The organism is Synechococcus sp. RC10A2, from assembly GCF_047502605.1.
Genome location: NZ_JANSHP010000042.1, coordinates 209,684 through 222,954 on the forward strand (window position 1 = coordinate 209,684; position 13,271 = coordinate 222,954).

The 13,271-nt window shown below is 65.5% G+C and carries 10 protein-coding genes; 6 read left to right on the top strand and 4 right to left on the bottom strand.

The genetic code is table 11. The annotated features are described in order from the left end of the window. The first annotated feature begins 2 nt into the window (after nt 1–2). The 5 genes from NW848_RS05260 (at nt 3) to NW848_RS05280 (ending at nt 7,375) form a co-directional block, all read left to right on the top strand. The gene (locus NW848_RS05260; protein ID WP_414510647.1) at nt 3–1,526 is read left to right on the top strand and encodes an AAA family ATPase; all 1,524 of its coding nucleotides are present in this window, start codon (nt 3–5) and stop codon (nt 1,524–1,526) included. Beyond that, nucleotides 1,527–4,076: a WD40 repeat domain-containing protein gene (locus NW848_RS05265; protein WP_414510648.1), complete on the top strand. Its 2,550-nt coding sequence runs from the start codon at nt 1,527–1,529 to the stop codon at nt 4,074–4,076. Between the two features lies 1 nt (nt 4,077). Further along, complete coding sequence (locus NW848_RS05270) at nt 4,078–4,599, top strand: hypothetical protein (protein WP_414510649.1); 522 nt, start codon at nt 4,078–4,080, stop codon at nt 4,597–4,599. Further along, nucleotides 4,577–6,163 (top strand): Hsp70 family protein, encoded by a 1,587-nt coding sequence (locus NW848_RS05275; protein WP_414510650.1) that lies wholly within the window; start codon nt 4,577–4,579, stop codon nt 6,161–6,163. Before NW848_RS05270 ends, NW848_RS05275 begins: the two co-directional genes overlap by 23 nt. A 114-nt stretch (nt 6,164–6,277) precedes the next feature. Continuing rightward, nucleotides 6,278–7,375 (top strand): acetoin utilization protein AcuC, encoded by a 1,098-nt coding sequence (locus tag NW848_RS05280; protein ID WP_414510651.1) that lies wholly within the window; start codon nt 6,278–6,280, stop codon nt 7,373–7,375. Between the two features lie 5 nt (nt 7,376–7,380). On the opposite strand, the gene NW848_RS05285 is transcribed toward NW848_RS05280, so the two are convergent. The 4 genes from NW848_RS05285 to NW848_RS05300 form a co-directional block, all read right to left on the bottom strand. Further along, a complete protein-coding gene (locus NW848_RS05285; RefSeq protein ID WP_414510652.1) occupies nt 7,381–8,919 on the bottom strand; it encodes a YifB family Mg chelatase-like AAA ATPase in 1,539 nt (512 codons plus the stop codon). A gap of 60 nt (nt 8,920–8,979) precedes the next feature. Then, nucleotides 8,980–11,322 carry a 3-hydroxyacyl-CoA dehydrogenase/enoyl-CoA hydratase family protein gene (locus tag NW848_RS05290; protein WP_414510653.1) on the bottom strand — a complete coding sequence of 781 codons (2,343 nt, stop codon included), beginning with the start codon at nt 11,320–11,322 and terminating at the stop codon, nt 8,980–8,982. A gap of 99 nt (nt 11,323–11,421) precedes the next feature. Then, nucleotides 11,422–12,045 (bottom strand): thiamine phosphate synthase, encoded by a 624-nt coding sequence (gene thiE / locus NW848_RS05295; protein WP_414510654.1) that lies wholly within the window; start codon nt 12,043–12,045, stop codon nt 11,422–11,424. A 57-nt stretch (nt 12,046–12,102) separates the two neighbouring features. Then, nucleotides 12,103–12,690 (bottom strand): hypothetical protein, encoded by a 588-nt coding sequence (locus NW848_RS05300; protein ID WP_414510655.1) that lies wholly within the window; start codon nt 12,688–12,690, stop codon nt 12,103–12,105. Nucleotides 12,691–12,846: 156 nt separating this feature from the next. Between NW848_RS05300 and NW848_RS05305 the strand changes: the two genes are divergently transcribed. Next, nucleotides 12,847–13,227, top strand: coding sequence for a hypothetical protein (locus tag NW848_RS05305; RefSeq protein WP_414510656.1), 381 nt, complete (start codon nt 12,847–12,849; stop codon nt 13,225–13,227). The last annotated feature ends 44 nt before the right edge of the window (nt 13,228–13,271 follow it).

The window sequence follows — 13,271 nt, forward strand, 5'->3', positions numbered from 1 at the left end:
CGATGCTAACCAACGAGCTGGAACTCTACATTCGGGCGCGGTTTACGCTGATTGTGCTGACGACGGTTGAAGAGGAGCGCGCGCTGGAGCTGATGCGCCAACTGTGCGAGCGGATGCGTCGCCCGTGCATCAGCTGGGATGTGGCGGATGGCTTCCAAGCGGTGGCGAATGTGCAGGGCGCGCTGCCCAGCGCCCGCGACCCGCTCACCGCGCTGGAGCAAATCGACAAGTGGGACGGCAGCGCGCTGTTTGTGCTGAAAGACTTCCACGAGGCGTGGGCGAACCCGCAGGTCAAACGCAAGTTGCGCAATGTCGCCCAGCGGCTCAAATACACGCACAAGAGTATTGTTGTCACCACGCCGACGGCGCAGATTCCGCCTGAGTTGCGCGACGAAGCCGTGCCGCTGGAGCTGCCGCTGCCCAGCGCACAGGAGCTGGACGCCGTGCTGGAGCGGCTGCTGCAGACGCCTGGCGTGAAGTCGCAGTTGACCCCGCTGGGACGCGAGAAACTGCTGCAAGCCGCGCTGGGGCTCACGGCAGCGCAGGCGCAGCGCGTGTTCGCCAAAGCCATCGTCGCCGACGGCGCACTGGACGACCGCGATATTGCGCTCATCACCGAAGAGAAAAAGCAGGTGATTCGCGAGAGCGAGGCGCTGGAGTTCTACTCGGTCTCCGAGACGATTGAGGATGTCGGCGGGCTGGGCGTGCTGAAGCAGTGGCTGCGGTTGCGCGAGCGGGCGTTCACGCAGCAGGCGCGCGAGTACGGGCTGCCTGCCCCCAAAGGCGTCGCGCTGATTGGCATCCCTGGCACGGGCAAGAGCCTCGTCGCCAAGACCATCGGCGGGCTGTGGCGGCTGCCACTGCTGCGCCTCGATGTCGGCGCGCTGTTCGGCAGCCTCGTGGGCGAATCGGAGGAGCGCACGCGACGCGCCCTACGCCTCGCTGAAACCATCGCTCCCTGCCTGCTGTGGATCGACGAGATGGAGAAGGCGCTCGCGCACGGCGGGCTGGACAGCGGCACCAGCACGCGCGTGTTCGGTACCATCCTAACTTGGATGCAGGAGAAGACCGCGCCCGTGTTCGTGGTCGCCACCGCCAACAACATCCAGAGCCTGCCTCCAGAACTGCTGCGCAAAGGACGCTTCGACGAGGTGTTTTTCCTGGATCTGCCGACCTTTGAGGAGCGCAAGGAGATTTTCGCGGTGCATCTGCGCAAGCGCGGGCGCATCCCCAGCGACTACGACCTGGACGCGCTCGCCCGCAAGTCGCAAGGCTATGTCGGCGCGGAGATTGAGCAGGCGGTTATCGACGCGATGTATCTGGGCTTCAGCGAGAACCGCGAGTTCACCACCGACGACATCCTGCAGAGCCTCAAGCGGCAAGTGCCCTTGTCGGTTGCCCAGCGCGAGGTGATTGAGTCGCTGCGCCAGTGGCTGCGCGAGGGCAGGGCGCAATCCGCCTCGTTCCAAGAACTCAAGGAGGCAGAAAAGCAGTTCGTGCCCCTGCAACTGGAGGGGATTATCTGAATGCGTCGGGAAGACGAGCGCTGGTACCGCGCGCGGCTGCTGGGCGACTACCGCACGCTCGGCGAACAGGGAGGGAAGCAACTTGGCGATGACTGTGGACCGGTTGCTGGACTTCTCGCGATGGTTGCCACAGGGATTTTAGTCGCGTCGGGCGGTTCGCCGTTCTGGTATGTGATGGGTTGTCTGAGCGTGCCGACGCTGGGGGTGGTGGTACTTGCGGTGACCTATCTCCTTGTACGCGGCGCGTTTCGGGTCGGTGGGATGCTGATTGGTTCGCTGATTGACCTCTTTTTGCGGGATACGCTCCGCGCACGCCTCTTGCAGCGACTACGCCCGCTGGTGGAGGCAGGGGACACCGACGCTGTTGCCATCCTCGCGGAGTATGCGGCGACCGAGCAGAAGCCTGACCTTGCACAAACCGCGCTGCAGAGCCTGCGCAGCGTGCGACACCAGCGCGCCATCCACCAAATCTGCCAAGTGTGGCTGGACTTTCGGAAACGCAGCGAGGCATACCCCACCCAAGTGCTGGAGAACCTTATTCGCGAGCAGCGCTGGGTGGCGTCCCAGCCGACAGACCTGCGCGTCTATACCGCGCTGCTGAACGAGGTGGACGATGCCGTGAACCTTGCACGCCCCGAAGTCGTGCGCATCCTGCTCCAAATCTGCCATGCGGATGACCCTGTGCTGTCGCCACGCGCGATGAAACTGCTGGGACGCTTGCGCGAGCCTGCCGCCATCGACGCGCTCTGCGACGCTTTTATCGAGCGCGACGACGCGCTGGCGCGGTCGCTCATCCTGCGGCACGATTACCTGCCCAGCGACGCCACGCGCCAAGCGCTGGTGCTGTTCCTCACGGAGCAGTTCGACCGCTACGAGGCGTTAGACCCCGATCATGCGCTGCTGTCGGCGGCGTATCTGGCGGCTCCGCCGACGCTGCAGCAGCGGCTGCTGGAACACGCGCGGCGCACGGGACGCGCCGACCTGATGCGCCTGCTGACAGGCGGCGACCTGCGCAAGCGCGCTCGCGACCTGACCGAGCGTGAGTGGCACACCGTGCTGGAGATGCTTACGCGCCAGCAGCGCTGGAGCGACCTGTGGCGGCTCGCGCTCCACGCGCCCCCGCGCTGGGCGTGGCAACTGCTGCAACGGCTCGCCGTCGTGCGATGGGACGCCCGCGCGCTCCCCGAAGAGGAGCAGCGACTCTTCGAGACGCTGGCGACCTATGCGATGCGCCTCAAGCCCCCAACCCAACTGCCGCTGCACGCCGACATGCTGACCGAATGGCGCACGCTTGCGTTGCAGGGCGAGGCGCAGGTTCGCGCCATCGACTTCAGCCACGACGGGAAGTGGCTGATCGTGGGACGCTCGAACCGCATCGAGGTCTACGAACTCAACTCAGGACGGTGCGTGCGCATCGCCAAGATACCCGACCGCCTGCGTAGCCTGTGCGCGAACCCCGTCCATCCGCTGCTGGTCGCGGCGTATGCGAAGCACCTACACTTTTTCACGCTGCCCGAACTGCACCTTCGGCAGCGCGCGGAGGCGGTCGCCGTGAACGACCTGCGCTTCCATCCGCAGGGGCATCGCCTGCTGTGCCGTCGGCACCAGCGCGTGCTGGAGGTGTGGGAACTGGCGGGGCGGTGGCAGCGGGTCAGCGAAATCCGCCCGCGCCTTGTCTACGATTGCGCCCTCGGCACAGGCAGCCGAGTGCTGGTGGCGCTGGACGGGGGCGTTGCCGCATGGTCGTCGCGCGGTTCCTTCACAGGTGTTGAGGTGCTGAGCGACTCTGGCGAGCGTATTGCTGTTGTCGGCGTGAAAGTCGGCGAGTACGAGCGATACATCCTCCACAATCGGTACGCACAAGCGTTGGCGGTTGCCGAAAGCCCCGATGGGGGATTCTGCGTAGCGGTTGGGTTCCGAGACGGCGCGGTGCAACTCCATACCTTTCAGGGCAACCTGAGGCGCGTTGGCAAGGAGGTTAGGCTTCAGCCGCTGGAGGGTGCGGTGCTGCACCTCCAGTGGGCGGCGGGCGGGCGGGTGCTGCTGGGCGCAAGCGCAGGCGAGATTGCCCTGTGGCGACCGCCTGAACCAGCCCCTGTGCAGCGCGTAAACTTCGATGCACACGGAGCGATTGCCCCCCTCCTAACCTCCCCCGTACACGGGGGAGGAGCCGAGCCTCCCTCCCCGCATGCGGGGAGGGTTGGGGTGGGGGCTGAGGCTCCCTCCCCGCGTGCGGGGAGGGTTGGGGTGGGGGCTGCTCCACGCCTTGCCCCCAGCGGCGATGTGCTGGGAATCGCCATGCCCAACATCGTGCGCCTGTGGGCGACCCCACTGCGACGCTTGCTGGAAACGCCCACCGCCCACCTCGCAGGGCGCGACCTCGAATGGCTGGAAGACCAACCCCGCAACGACGGCGACCTCGGTGCGTGGGTAGAATTCATCCGCCTGCTGACGCAGCACCACATCCGCTACGACATCGACTTGGAGTTCGACCTGCCCGTGTTTAGCGTCGGCGAGTACGACATCGAAATCGAAGTCGAGGCGCCCTGAGATGGCACTGCGAACCCTGTGGCGACGCTTATTCGGCAAAGGCGACTCGGCGACGCCCGACGCCGCGCGCGAGGTTGCCCACCTGCGCCTGCGCATTCAGGAACTGGAGGCGCAACTGGAGCAGGCGCGCCGCCACGCCGAGTACGCCCGCCAGACCGAACACGCCCGCGCCACCGCCGCCGCAGACGCCACGCTGGAGACGCTGCTGACGGAACTGGCGACGCCGCTGAGCCACCTGCACGCGCAACTGCACCTCGCTGAGCAGGGCGCACTGCCCCCTGACGCGCCCCTCAAGACCGCACGCCACCTCTTCCGCGCCCTCGAAGCGTGGCAGGTGCACATGGAAGGAACCGTCGGCGCGGTGGAGCCTTACGACCCCGAACGGCACATGCCGCTCCGCGCCGACGCGGAGCCGCACGCAGGGCAACTCGTCATCGTGCGCCTCGCGGGCGTCGTCTACAAGGGCAAGCGGCTGCGCAAAGCAGGCGTGGAGGCACACGATGGCGGGACGCATCGGGCTTGACTTCGGCACAAGCAACACGGTCGTCGCTGTGTGGAACGGCTTTGCCGCCGAGCCGCTTTTCGTGCCCGACTACGGACGGATGGCGACCCCCGCGCCCGCAATCGAGCCGACGCCCAGCATCCCGTCGCTGATTCACTACGACGCGCAACGCCAGTGGATTGGCAACCAAGTGCTACAGCGCAACCTCTACGACTCGCCGCGCACCTTCCGCTGGATGAAGCGCTACATCGCGCAGCGCAGCCCACGCACAGTTACCATCGATGGGCAGCCCATCAGCGCGCAGCAGGCGGGACGCGACTTCCTGACGGCGGTCATCCTCAGCGTTCGCGCCGAACTGGGGCTGTCTGACGACGAGGAAATCGCCTGCACGACGCCTGTGGAGGCATACGAGCATTACGAGAACTGGCTGCTCGATGTGGCGCAGGCGGCGGGGTTCGTGCGCCTGCGCCTGATTGACGAGCCGTCCGCCGCCGCGCTGGGCTACGGGGTAGACCTGCACCCGCACGATGTCTACCTCGTGTTCGACTTCGGCGGGGGCACGCTGGATGTCGCCGTGCTGCTGGTGGAAGAGGCAGCGCACGCCGCGCAGGGGCGACGCTGCCGCGTGCTGGGCAAGGCAGGCGCGGAACTCGGCGGCGCAACCCTCGATGCGTGGCTGTATCAGGAAGTGCTGCGACGCAACGGACGCGGCGACCACGAGGAGCCTATTCGCGACATCAGCCGACTGCTGCTGACCGAGTGCGAGCGCGTTAAAGAGGCGTTGTCGTTCCGCGAGCGGGCGTCGCTAAGCGTCATGCACCCGCGCACGGGCGAAGTGTTGGACGCCGAGTTCACCCGCGCCGAGTTCGAGGCGCTGCTGGAACAGCACGACGCGTATACGCACATCCACCGCACGCTGCAACGCGCCCTCACCGACGCCCACGAGCGCGGCTACCCCGAATCGGCGATTCGCGCCGTGCTGATGGTCGGCGGCAGCAGCCTCATCCCGTCGGTGCAGCAGATGGTGCGCCGAATCTTCGGGAGCGAGCGCGTGCGTCTGAACCGCCCGCTGGACGCCGTCGCGCGTGGGGCAGCCGCCTTCGTCGCAGGGATTGACCTCTACGACTACATCCAGCACGACTACGCCCTGCGCTACCGCAACATGCGCACAGGCGAGTACGAGTACCACATCCTCGTGCCGCGCGGCACGCCCTACCCCACGCGCGAACCCATCCGCCGCGTGGTCGTCAAAGCCACCTACACAGGGCAAACGCAGATGGGCATCGACATCTTCGAGATGGGCGAGCCGCGCACGGCGGCAACCGCGCTGGAGTTGGTGTTCGACCCGTCAGGCGCGGCGCGGGTGGTCGCCCTCTCGGAGGATCAGCAGCGCGAGCGCACGCGGTTCTGGATGAACGAACACGCGCCCACCTTCCTGACAGTGAACCCGCCTGCCCAGCGCGGCGAGCCGTGCTTCGAAGTGCTGTTTGCCATCGACGCCAACAAGCGACTGCTAATCACCGTGCGCGACCTGCGCACCATGCGCCTCGTGCTGGAGGACTACCCCGTGGTCAGGTTGACTTGAGTTCGGCTTGGCTGCGCCCTCACCGCCAACCCTCTCTCACGCAGCAGGCGGGGGAACCTGTCTCGACCAACTGGGGGTGGTGAATCTCCGTAAGGCACGGGTATACTGCCTACGATGACGCCATTTTTTTACGACGCGGTTATCGAGCAGTACCAGTTCAGCGAGTCGCACCCGCTGAAACCGCAGCGGCTGATGTTGCTACGCGCCTTGATGGAGGCGTACGGGCTGACCGCGCACTTGGACCGGCAGACGCCGCCCGCCATCGACGAATCGGAACTGCGCCGCGTCCACACGCCTGAGTATATCGAGGTGGTGCGCCAGCTGAGTGCAGGCGCGCCGATTCTGGACGCGCACCGCTGGGGCTTCTCGCCCTACGGCGACAACCCGCCGTTTGTAGGCATGTGGGAGGCGGCGCTGGCATACACCCGTGCGACGGTCGCCGCCGCTTATGCCGTGCGCGACGGCGTGCCGCTTGCCATCAACATCACGGGCGGGCTGCACCATGCGTTGCCCAACCGTGCCAGCGGCTTCTGCGTCTTCAACGACCCAGCGATTGCCGTCCACATCCTGCGCGAACGGTTCGAGCGCGTGGCGTACTTGGACATCGACCTGCATCACGGCGACGGCGTGCAGTGGATTTTCTACCACGACGCCAGCGTGCTGACCGTTTCGATTCACGAAGGGGGCAGGTGGCTCTTTCCTGGCACAGGCGAGGCGAACGAGTTGGGCGAGGGCGCGGCGGAGGGCACATCGGTCAACATCCCGCTCGCGCCCTACACCGATGACGCGCTCTGGTGGCAGGCGTTCGAGGCGGTTGTGCCCCGCGCGTTTGAACGGTTCCAGCCCGACGCGCTCGTGCTGCAGATGGGCTGCGACCCGCACTACTTAGATCCGCTGGGGCATTTGTGCTTGACGGCGCAGGGCTGGTTGCGTGGGGTGCAGTGGGCGAAGTCGCTGGGCATCCCCATCGTTGCGCTGGGCGGCGGGGGCTACAACCTGACCACCGTACCGCGCATGTGGACGCTCGCGATTGCGACGCTCGTGGGGGTAGACCTGCCCGACGAAACGCCCGAATCGTTCATCTGGCACGACCGCATTCCGACACTGACTGACCACGAGCCACCTGCGATTGACCCCGCCGACCTGCACTTTGCCCGCCGCTACGCCGAAACGCAAATCACTTTCTGGCAGCGGTACTGGAGACTACTCTGACGACGCTACCCACTTCCCCAGAACCGCCTGTCGATGCTTCGATACTGCACCGCCTCGGCGATGTGGGAGAGTTGAATCGACTCCGAACCCTCCAGGTCGGCGATGGTGCGGGCGATTTTGAGGATGCGGTCATAGGCGCGTGCGCTCAGTCCCAGCCGCTGTACCGCCATGCGCAAGTAACCCCGCGCGTCTTCCCCAATCGGGCACTGCTCGCGCACCAGCTTGGAACTCATCTGCGCGTTGCACACAAGCCCATACGGGCGCAGTCGCTCCAGTTGCCGCTCGCGGGCGCGCACGACTCGCTCGCGAATCGCCGCCGACGGCTCGCCCGGCTGCAAAGTAAGCAACTCGTCTTGCTTGAGGCGCGGCACCTCCAAGTGGATGTCGATGCGGTCTAAAAGCGGTCCCGAAATGCGCTGCAGGTACTTGCGTATCATCGTGGGGCTGCACTGGCAGGTCTGGTGCGTGTCGCCGTAGAACCCGCAGGGGCACGGATTCATCGCGGCGACAAGCATGCAGCGGGCAGGGAACTGCACCGCCGCCTGCACGCGCGAGACCGACACAACACCGTCTTCCAGCGGCTGGCGCATCGCCTCCAGCACATCGCGTTTGAACTCAGGCAACTCGTCGAGAAACAGCACGCCGTTGTGCGCTAGCGAGATTTCGCCTGGGCGTGGGATACTGCCGCCGCCCACCAGCGCGGCGTAGGAGGTCGTGTGGTGGGGCGAGCGGAACGGGCGCGTGGTCATCAGCCCTGTTTTCGGGGGCAGCAGCCCCGCCGCGCTATACACGCGCGTCGTCTGCAACGCCTCCTCCAGCGTCAAGGGCGGCAGAATCGTCGGCAGCCGCCGCGCCAGCATCGTCTTGCCCGACCCTGGCGGACCAATCAGCAGCACATTATGCCCGCCTGCGGCGGCAATCTCCAGCGCGCGCTTCGCCTGCTCCTGCCCGCGAATCTCCGAGAAGTCCACCTCGTACTCGGCGGGCTGGCGCAGCAGCGCGTCCACATCCACGCGCGTGGGCGACTTGTGCTTGGAGTTAATCAGCAACTGCACGGCGTCCAGCAGCGTCTCCACGCCGTACACCTCGATGCCGCCGACGACCGCCGCCTCCGCCGCGTTCGCTTGCGGCACAATCAGCCGCCGTTTGCCCGACTCGCGCGCGTGCAGGGCAATCGATAGCACGCCGTTCACAGGGCGCACGCCGCCATCCAGCGACAACTCGCCGACAATCAGCGTGCCCTCCAGCGCGTCTAACGGAACCTGCTCGGAGACCGCCAAGATGCCGATTGCCATCGGCAGGTCGTAGGCGGGACCCTCCTTGCGCACATCGGCGGGCGCAAGGTTCACCGTGAGTTTCAGCAGCGGGAAGTATAGCCCCGAATTGCGTATCGCGGTGCGCACGCGGTCGCGCGACTCCTGAACTGCCGTGTCAGGCAGCCCGACCAGTGTCCAAAATGGCGTGCCCTGCTGTAGGTCGACTTCAATCTGCACGGTGAAGGCGTCGATACCGTGCAGCGCCGCGCTTTCGACCCGAGCGAACATCGTAGCGCATCGATTCGGCAAGGAGGCAGCCTCTCCTGCAGACGCCGCCTCCCGACACCATCAGTTGCGCAGCGGCTTGCCCGTTTCGAGCATATGGCGCATGCGCTCCCAAGTCTTGGGCTGCTGCGCCAGATAGCCGACGACCTGAATCTCCAGCTGGTAGAAGTACGACAGCGGCATCTCGACGGGCTGGCTCAAATCGCCCCCCGCCAGCACATAGGCAATCTGCGAGGCGACCGTGAAGTCATGCTCGGTGATGAAGTTGCCGCGTTTCAGGTTGTGCAGCTCGACCAGCAGGCGGGTCAGCACTTGATTGCCATACGCCATCACCTTCGGCTCTTCGGGCGGGGTGTAGCCCTGCGCGGCGAGGTGTTGCACCTCTTGCTTCGCCAGCCAGAGGATGCGGTCGGGGTTGACCGAGATGGTGTCTACGCCCTGTCGCAGGAAGCCGTATTGCACGCCCTCCAGCGCACTGGTGGCGACCTTGCCGAAGCCGAGCGTCTCCATCACGCGGCGGATGGCAGGGTACGGGTCAGCGTTCGGGGGCAGGCTGTTCAGCGCGCGATACAGCATCGTCGAGGTGCCGCCGCCTGCAGGGATAATCCCGACGCCCACTTCGGGCAGTCCGATGTAGGTCTCCGCGCTGGCGACCACGCGGTCGCAGTGCATCGCCAACTCGCATCCGCCGCCCAGCGTGTACCCGAAAGTCGCCGCCACAACAGGAACCTTCGCATGGCGCAGGCGCAGCAGCGAGTCTTGGAACGCCTTGCCGCCCATTAGCAGCTCGTCGAAGTCGCCCGTGCCAATCATCATCAGAAACAGCTGCAGGTTGAACCCGACAGAGAAGTGTTCGCCGATGCCCGTGACCACCAGCCCGACGCCCTCGCGCTCGGCGCGCTCCGCGCCCTTGTAGAGCATCTCCATCACGCCCGGACCCAGCACATTCATCTTGCTGTGGATGCCGACACAGAACACGCCGTCGCCGAGGTCGTAGACGGAGGCGTCGGCGTTGCGCTCCACTTCGGGGCAGTGGCGCGCCATATTGGTCGGCGTGAGGAACTCTGGGTCAGGTCGGTACGGGGCGACTTGCCCTGCGCCCAGCCACACATAGACGGTCGTGTCGCCCGTGTCGGCGGTGTCGTAGAAGCGCGTTCTGCCGAAGCGCAGGAGGTCTTGTACCACCTGCGGCACGGCGATTCCCTCGCGCTCCATGCGTTCGGCGGTCTCGCGTATGCCCAGTGCGTCCCAGGTCTGGAACGGACCCAGTTCGCGATTGAAGCCCCACTTGATAGCGTGGTCGATGGCGATGGGGTCGTCGGCGAGGTCGGGTGCGCACTGCGCGGCATAGCGCAGCGTCTCCGCGTGCAAGCGCCACAGGAAGCGTCCCTCACGGCTGTCGTGGTTCACCAGCGTGCGCAGTCGCTCCTCCAGCGGCAGTTTCTCGAACGGCTCCAGATGGGGGAACTTCGCCTTTTGGCGCGGGCGGTACTCGTAGGTGTTCAGGTCTAACGCCTCGATGGTGCCGTCCTTCTGGCGGCGGTAGAAGCCTGCGCCCGTCTTCTCGCCCAGTCGCCCATCGGCAATCAGCCGTTGCACCACTTCGGGCAGCGTAAACACGCGCTTTTCCGCTTCCGTCGCCAGTCGCTCGTGCAGGTTGCCCGCCACGCTCGCCATCACATCGAGCCCCACGATGTCCGCCAGGCGGAAGGTCGCGCTGCGCGGGTTGCCAATCAGCGGACCCGTCAGCGCGTCCACCTCCTCGATGGTCATCCCGAACTCCTGCATCAGCGGGAAGACGACCATCATCGAATGGACGCCGAGTCGGTTCGCGATAAAGCCGGGCGTGTCGCGGGCGATGACCACGCGCTTGCCCAGCACGCGCTCGGCGAAGCGCGCGACGCCCTCCAGAATGTCGGGGTCGGTCTCGCGGCGGGGGATAAGCTCCAGCAATTTCAGGTAGCGCGGCGGGTTGAAAAAGTGCGTGCCCAGGAAGCGTCGCTTGATGTCGTCGCGGCAGGCGTCGCTCATTTCGTGAATCGACAGCCCGCTTGTGTTGGTGGACAGCACGGCGTGCGGGGCGACATAGTCTTGCACGCGCGTCCACAACGCGCGTTTGATGTCGGGCTTCTCGACAACGGCTTCAATCACCCAGTCTGCCTCTTTCAGACGGGGGAAATCGGTCTCAAAGCTTCCTAATTCGATGCGGCTTGCCAGCTCTGGTAAATAAAATGGCGCGGGCTTGAGTTTGCTCACGCGCTCCAGCCCCTGCTTGGCGAGGTCGTGCGTCAGGTCTAACAGCAACACCCGCCAGCCGACATTGGCTAAATGCGCGGCGATTTGCGCGCCCATCGTGCCCGCGCCCAATACGGCTGCCTTGCCCGTGGTTGAATGTTCGTTCAGCATCGATAACGCCTCCTTCTAACGCGCCGAGTTTTCGACTCAGCGTTCGAAACTCCTGCAGGGGGATTATACCTGCTTGGGATAGGAGGGCTTGTGAGGAGCCTATTCGCCGCCTGAACCTATCAGGCGGAGGAACTGACGCGCGGCGGCGGCGGGGTCAGGCGCGCCGACAATCGCCGACACGATGCAGATGCCGTCTGCGCCCGCTTCCAGCACGGCAGGCGCGTTCTCCAGTGTGATTCCGCCGATGCCGAACACAGGGATGTGAACCGCCTGCTTGATGGCGCGGAGGCGTTCGGGACCAACGGGCGCGCCTGCGTCAGGCTTGGTGGATGTGGCGAACATCGGTCCCACGCCGAGATAGTCCGCGCCCGCCGACTCCGCCTCCATCGCTTCTGCTACTGTCTCCGCCGAGACGCCAATAAGCAACCGCTCGCCTGCAATCCGTCGCGCGAGCAACACAGGCAAATCGTCTTGCCCCAAGTGGACGCCGTCCGCTTCGATTGCCAACGCGACATCGAGTCGGTCGTTCACAATCAAGCGCGCTCCATACTGGCGCGTCAGCGCACGCAATTCTTGCCCCACACGCACAAGTTCGCGCGTGGTCGCCGTCTTGTCGCGCAGTTGCAGCAATCGCACGCCCGCCATCAGAACCTGATGCGCTGTCTCAATCGGATCGCGCAGCGCAGGCTCAGTAATCACATACAGCCCCGAAAGACGCCTCATAGAGATATTATAGTCACCGAGGGAGGCGTTTTGCCACGCCACGAGGAACAACGATACTCACTCCCCAGGAGCGGCGCTTACGAGGGTGAGCGCCGAGGGGGCGAGCCGACGCACAATCCAGGGGGTGCGGTGATTGCCGTGCTGCTGCAGCGTGTGTGCGAGCCGCTCGCGCCACACCGCGGCGTCTGCATAGCATCCGCACCCTTCCAGCGCGCATATCCACACGCTGGTTTCGTTGATGCGTTGCTGGATGCTGTCGTCAGGATCCCACGCCAGTTCGGGCGTCGTGGTAAGAATGTGCAACGCTTGTTCGGGTTGCCCCAAGTTGACCTGTACCAGCGCGTTGGAGAGCGCGACGCTTGGGTCTTCTGAGCGCCACGGCTGGCTCCGTTGCTGAGCGAAACAGCGGGCGGCTTCCGCGTCGGCGCGGTAGCGCGAGAAACTCAGGTACTCGGCGATGTCGCGCAGGAACCACGCCTCGTATTCGGGAGCGCATTGTTCCGCCTGTGGGAGCCAGCGTCTTAGCACGGCGACGCCCTCTAACGGGGAGGGGCGACTGCCCAGCTCCGCCGCGCCCTTCGCCAGCGCGTGCAACACGCCGAACCAGTGCGGACGCAGGGTGCCTGCATACCCGAACAGGCGCATTCAACGGCAATGTCGGCATCAATACGGGGAACCCGTGGTACCGCCTACATGTGGGCGGCGACGGCTACTTTACGCAGCGACTGATGGTCGGCAGAGACAGCTCAGCAGGGCAACTTCATGTTACTACCAGCAGTCCGTATGGGATTTATGCTGTGAATGAGCGTGCTGACGCTAATAGCCGTCGCCTCGGCACAATCGGGCGGCGGGTATGACCTGAGCTGGTGGACAATCGACGGCGGCGGCATTACCTTCGCCGCGGGGGGAACCTTCAACCTCGGCGGCACGGTGGGGCAGCCCGACGCCAGCAACCCGCTCACAGGCGGCGCGTTCAGCCTCACGGGCGGCTTCTGGTTCACGCCCTGCATCGTCTCCAACGGCGATGTGGACGGCAACGGGTGCATCGACGACGCCGACCTGCTGCAGGTGCTGTTCGCCTTCGGGGCGACGGGTTTGAACCCCGCCGACCTGAACTGCGACGGCACGGTGGACGACGCGGACTTGCTGACCGTGCTGTTCAACTTCGGGAGTGGGTGTTGAATCCTCCCTCACCCCAGCCCTCTCCCCCCTTGACAAAGGGGGAG

What these genes read in the sequence shown, in the direction of transcription:
- NW848_RS05260 (WP_414510647.1), top strand. Translation starts at nt 3, where the DNA reads ATGCTAACCAACGAGCTGGAACTCTACATTCGGGCGCGGTTTACGCTG.
- NW848_RS05265 (WP_414510648.1), top strand. Translation starts at nt 1,527, where the DNA reads ATGCGTCGGGAAGACGAGCGCTGGTACCGCGCGCGGCTGCTGGGCGAC.
- NW848_RS05270 (WP_414510649.1), top strand. Translation starts at nt 4,078, where the DNA reads ATGGCACTGCGAACCCTGTGGCGACGCTTATTCGGCAAAGGCGACTCG.
- NW848_RS05275 (WP_414510650.1), top strand. Translation starts at nt 4,577, where the DNA reads ATGGCGGGACGCATCGGGCTTGACTTCGGCACAAGCAACACGGTCGTC.
- NW848_RS05280 (WP_414510651.1), top strand. Translation starts at nt 6,278, where the DNA reads ATGACGCCATTTTTTTACGACGCGGTTATCGAGCAGTACCAGTTCAGC.
- NW848_RS05285 (WP_414510652.1), bottom strand. Translation starts at nt 8,919, where the DNA reads ATGTTCGCTCGGGTCGAAAGCGCGGCGCTGCACGGTATCGACGCCTTC.
- NW848_RS05290 (WP_414510653.1), bottom strand. Translation starts at nt 11,322, where the DNA reads ATGCTGAACGAACATTCAACCACGGGCAAGGCAGCCGTATTGGGCGCG.
- thiE (WP_414510654.1), bottom strand. Translation starts at nt 12,045, where the DNA reads ATGAGGCGTCTTTCGGGGCTGTATGTGATTACTGAGCCTGCGCTGCGC.
- NW848_RS05300 (WP_414510655.1), bottom strand. Translation starts at nt 12,690, where the DNA reads ATGCGCCTGTTCGGGTATGCAGGCACCCTGCGTCCGCACTGGTTCGGC.
- NW848_RS05305 (WP_414510656.1), top strand. Translation starts at nt 12,847, where the DNA reads ATGAGCGTGCTGACGCTAATAGCCGTCGCCTCGGCACAATCGGGCGGC.